Source organism: Paracidovorax konjaci (genome assembly GCF_900112675.1).
Classification (GTDB): domain Bacteria; phylum Pseudomonadota; class Gammaproteobacteria; order Burkholderiales; family Burkholderiaceae_C; genus Paracidovorax; species Paracidovorax konjaci.
On the sequence record NZ_FOMQ01000032.1, the window covers coordinates 1 to 3,167 of the forward strand.

Annotated in this window: 5 protein-coding genes; 1 reads left to right on the forward strand and 4 read right to left on the reverse strand. The window is 46.6% G+C overall.

Features of this window, described 5'->3' with window-relative positions; all coding sequences use genetic code 11:
• The first annotated feature begins 380 nt into the window (after positions 1 to 380).
• On the forward strand, positions 381 to 1,442 hold the full coding sequence (gene xopJ / locus BM144_RS22415) for a YopJ family type III secretion system effector XopJ (protein ID WP_281246108.1): 1,062 nt from the start codon (positions 381 to 383) through the stop codon (positions 1,440 to 1,442).
• Positions 1,443 to 1,540: 98 nt separating this feature from the next.
• Here the strand turns inward: xopJ and BM144_RS23285 are convergent, their stop codons facing one another.
• From BM144_RS23285 to BM144_RS22425, 4 genes are all read right to left on the reverse strand, one after another.
• Positions 1,541 to 1,714 (reverse strand): hypothetical protein, encoded by a 174-nt coding sequence (locus BM144_RS23285; RefSeq protein ID WP_175526114.1) that lies wholly within the window; start codon positions 1,712 to 1,714, stop codon positions 1,541 to 1,543.
• A gap of 279 nt (positions 1,715 to 1,993) precedes the next feature.
• A complete protein-coding gene (locus tag BM144_RS22420) occupies positions 1,994 to 2,377 on the reverse strand; it encodes an Imm21 family immunity protein (RefSeq protein WP_092957966.1) in 384 nt (127 codons plus the stop codon).
• Positions 2,374 to 2,598 carry a hypothetical protein gene (locus tag BM144_RS23045; RefSeq protein ID WP_139225818.1) on the reverse strand — a complete coding sequence of 75 codons (225 nt, stop codon included), beginning with the start codon at positions 2,596 to 2,598 and terminating at the stop codon, positions 2,374 to 2,376. The genes BM144_RS22420 and BM144_RS23045 overlap by 4 nt, the downstream gene beginning before the upstream one ends.
• A 5-nt stretch (positions 2,599 to 2,603) precedes the next feature.
• On the reverse strand, positions 2,604 to 3,167 hold a 564-nt coding region (locus tag BM144_RS22425), incomplete at its 5' end, for an RHS repeat-associated core domain-containing protein (RefSeq protein WP_139225819.1).

Here is a 3,167-nt window from a genome sequence, read left to right on the forward strand (position 1 = left end):
CCGTACTGGTAGCCGTAGGAGAGCAGCCAGCCGTTGCGGAAGCGGCGCGTGAGGAGCTTGCCGGCGCTGTCGAAGCTCAGTTGCGAGTCGTCGTTGGCGGTCCAGGTGCGCGCTGAGGGCGTGAAATGACGGTGGCGGGACGCCGGCATGGATTCTTGAAGTGTTTTAATGTCCATGCCGCCGGATTCATTGAATAGTTTGCTCTTGTCTTGATAGCAATTGCTGGGCGGGCTCAAGAGTGGTTGGGCTTCATAGTTGAGGTTGCCCAGGTTCTTTGCTGCGTTTTGCGGTAAATGGATTCGCATCAGCAATATTTACCTATGCATGAGAGTAATAGAATTTTTAATTATTATATTTGTGAGGCCGATATGAAAAAATTCATGCGCTCATTAGGAATTGGCTCGAGTCGAACAAGCCGTCCTTCACAACGTCCTGTCCAAATGGAACGAGAACGCTCGCCGTCAAGTAGAGCAAGTTCTCCGCAGAGCGACTCTGGCGTGCTCTCGGGTTTGCCGCGAAGAAGCACGTCTGAAAGCGAATTTGCCTTACTTCCACCTCGTGCTGAAAGAAAAGCAATTGCATTGCGAGAATCTTTGCAGAATTCAAATCACGTTTCTCATGAAATAGAATTTTATGCGCAAGCTGCGCTGTCCGCCGCAAAATCCGGAAGCAATCAGGAGATAACTAGACTCGATGCTCAGAATAAGCATATTCTTGCAAATGCTTATAACGAGCGCCATTCGGGTTTGCAACTAAGTTGCCATGACTCTGCTCAATCATTTTTTGGTGAGTTTATAAGTTCACAAGAACCGGCTTGGAGATCGCTTGTCCAGTTATCTCCATCAAGCTTTCATCATGTGGCAGTTGATGTGCGATTTCAAGACGGTAAACGTACTATGGTGGTGCTTGAGCCGGCGCTTGCATATGGAGAGGGTGAGGCAGGTGATATTAAATTTCTCGCAGGCTATGAACCATTGGGTAGGAATGTGCAAGCATACCTCGGGGAAAATGGAGATCTAGCGGTTGTTAGTCTAGGTGCGCAAAAATCGAATTTCGATTGCATTATTTTTTCCCTGAATTTGGCACTCTGCGCATATCAGAAAGACAGTGTTTTAGATGACCTGCATGAAAGCCTAAGAAAGAATGTTAGATGTTTTTCTAGTGGGGAAGAAAAGTCAGTTGTGCATAAAAACATAGAATTTATTGATGGTACTAAATTTTTGCCGGCAATATTTTTTAAGCATGCGCATTCAAGAGGTACTGTGAATGAAGTCCTTGATAATCAACCACATCTTTCAGAAAAGAATGTAAGTACTGGACGCAACAATTCGTCTGAAACACTTTCGGAGCGCGTGCAGGATTTTCGAGTGGAGAGAGAAAAGTCTTATAGTATGTCGATCGAGGCATCGAGATTGAGAAAGATTAGAAAAGCGATTGAGTAATAGGAATTTCTAAAAACCTCCGAATTTTCAAGTTGGAGCGTGGTAATTCGTTGATTTATAAAGAGCACCGAGTGGTTCTTGATGGTGACGAGGCGCCCTTACTGGTAGCCGTAGGAGAGCAGCCAGCCGTTGCGGAACCGGCGCGTGAGGAGCTTGCCGGCGCTGTCGAAGGCCATTTGCGAGTCGTCGTTCGTGGCCCAGGTGCGCGCTGAGGGCGTGAAATGACGGTGGCGGGACGCCGATATGAATTCTTGAAGTGTTTTAACGTCCATGCCGCCGGATTCATTGGATAGTTTGCTATTTATTTGATAGCATTCTGCCGAAAATAGAGCAAGCATTCAAACTGTATGCATGAGTGGGGCGCGCAATTTGAGACTGCTACTAGTAAATGCGTACGTCCCCGACTCACACTCTCCCGTGTCAGGAGTTATCTAGTTTTATAAATCGGTGTATGACGAATCCGTAAGATTTTCCATTCTTCAGAAATTCTGTCGTCACTAGATAGTTGCCAGGGACTATTTCAAAGCTGAAAAAGAAAGATCCTCCTGAAGCTAAGGAAATAGAGGAGTCGAAAAAATCAGGCCTCCATGTTTTTTGGTAAAAATGATGCCACTGGTATTTTCTGATTTATCGAAGGTAATATTCTTTATTGTTGAATCCGCGAGATCGTAAGAGTCGCAATGAACCCAGCGTGCCAAGAGCAAGGAACCATCCACGACGAAAAATGCGGATTGCAACGGTTCATCGCCAAAAATCAATGCTTCTCCATCTCCGCAGGGTATTGTTTCAAGATAATCGTTGACGTCGCATGCGCGTTCATAGTCCATCATTTCTTCTTTGATGGAACTTCCTTCAACTCCCTGCCATGATTTGGCGTATTCCGCAGCAGCCGCAACCAAAGGGCCTCCGGACGTATTCATCCAATTGGTATTCATTTTTTACTCTTTTTGTTTCGCCAATATTTCACCCAGAGAGTAATGTTGACTGCAATAACTAATAAAGCACCGCCTAGCTGTAATAGTGTCCATGTCAAATACAAATTTTTGTCTTTTCCAGGGAAAGAACCGAGCCATGCGGTTTGCAGTGACCACATTAAGAAAATCCCTGAGATTAAGCAAAGAATGAAGGTAAAAAGCAGCAATTTCCAAAATTTCATGATGCTTATCTCCTGGCTCTAGGGTAGCCAACATAAGGTTTGCTAACTTCGCTTGGTGAACACCGATCTATCACATCTTGCGTGAATGTCTGGCAGGAGTTGAATGGAGGTGCGAAGCGTCCTAATGGTTTGCCAATTTGCAGTTCATTATTTACGCAGGTCTCATTGACATTCGGTAATGGTTTAGCGAGTGTGGGTTTATCGCATCCATGGTCCGATACAACAACATGCTGGAAAGGAAGCCCGCTTGCATCATTACCAGCCCGGGAACAACCTGCTTGCTCATTCATGCCGGCTTCGGTCGTATCTGTTTTAAGCCAGCAATGATTCACCAAACCTGCGGCGATGTCCGCTGGACGGCAGCGAAGTTCTACCGCTAATCCTCTTGGATCCGTAAAGGCGAGTGGGTTTCCTCCCACATACCAAAACCGGTTCCACCCACCCGCCAACCCAATCGGATCGGCCTGCATATACCTCCCCGTCGCCGGGTCGTAATACCGGTGCAGGTTGTAGTTCAACCCCGTCTCTTCATCCCACACCTGCCCCGGATACCGCAGGTCGAAGCGCAC

Coding starts and splice junctions, on each gene's coding strand:
- BM144_RS23045 (WP_139225818.1), bottom strand. CDS start 2,598: ATGAAATTTTGGAAATTGCTGCTTTTTACCTTCATTCTTTGCTTAATC.
- xopJ (WP_281246108.1), top strand. CDS start 381: ATGCGCTCATTAGGAATTGGCTCGAGTCGAACAAGCCGTCCTTCACAA.
- BM144_RS22420 (WP_092957966.1), bottom strand. CDS start 2,377: ATGAATACCAATTGGATGAATACGTCCGGAGGCCCTTTGGTTGCGGCT.
- BM144_RS23285 (WP_175526114.1), bottom strand. CDS start 1,714: ATGGACGTTAAAACACTTCAAGAATTCATATCGGCGTCCCGCCACCGT.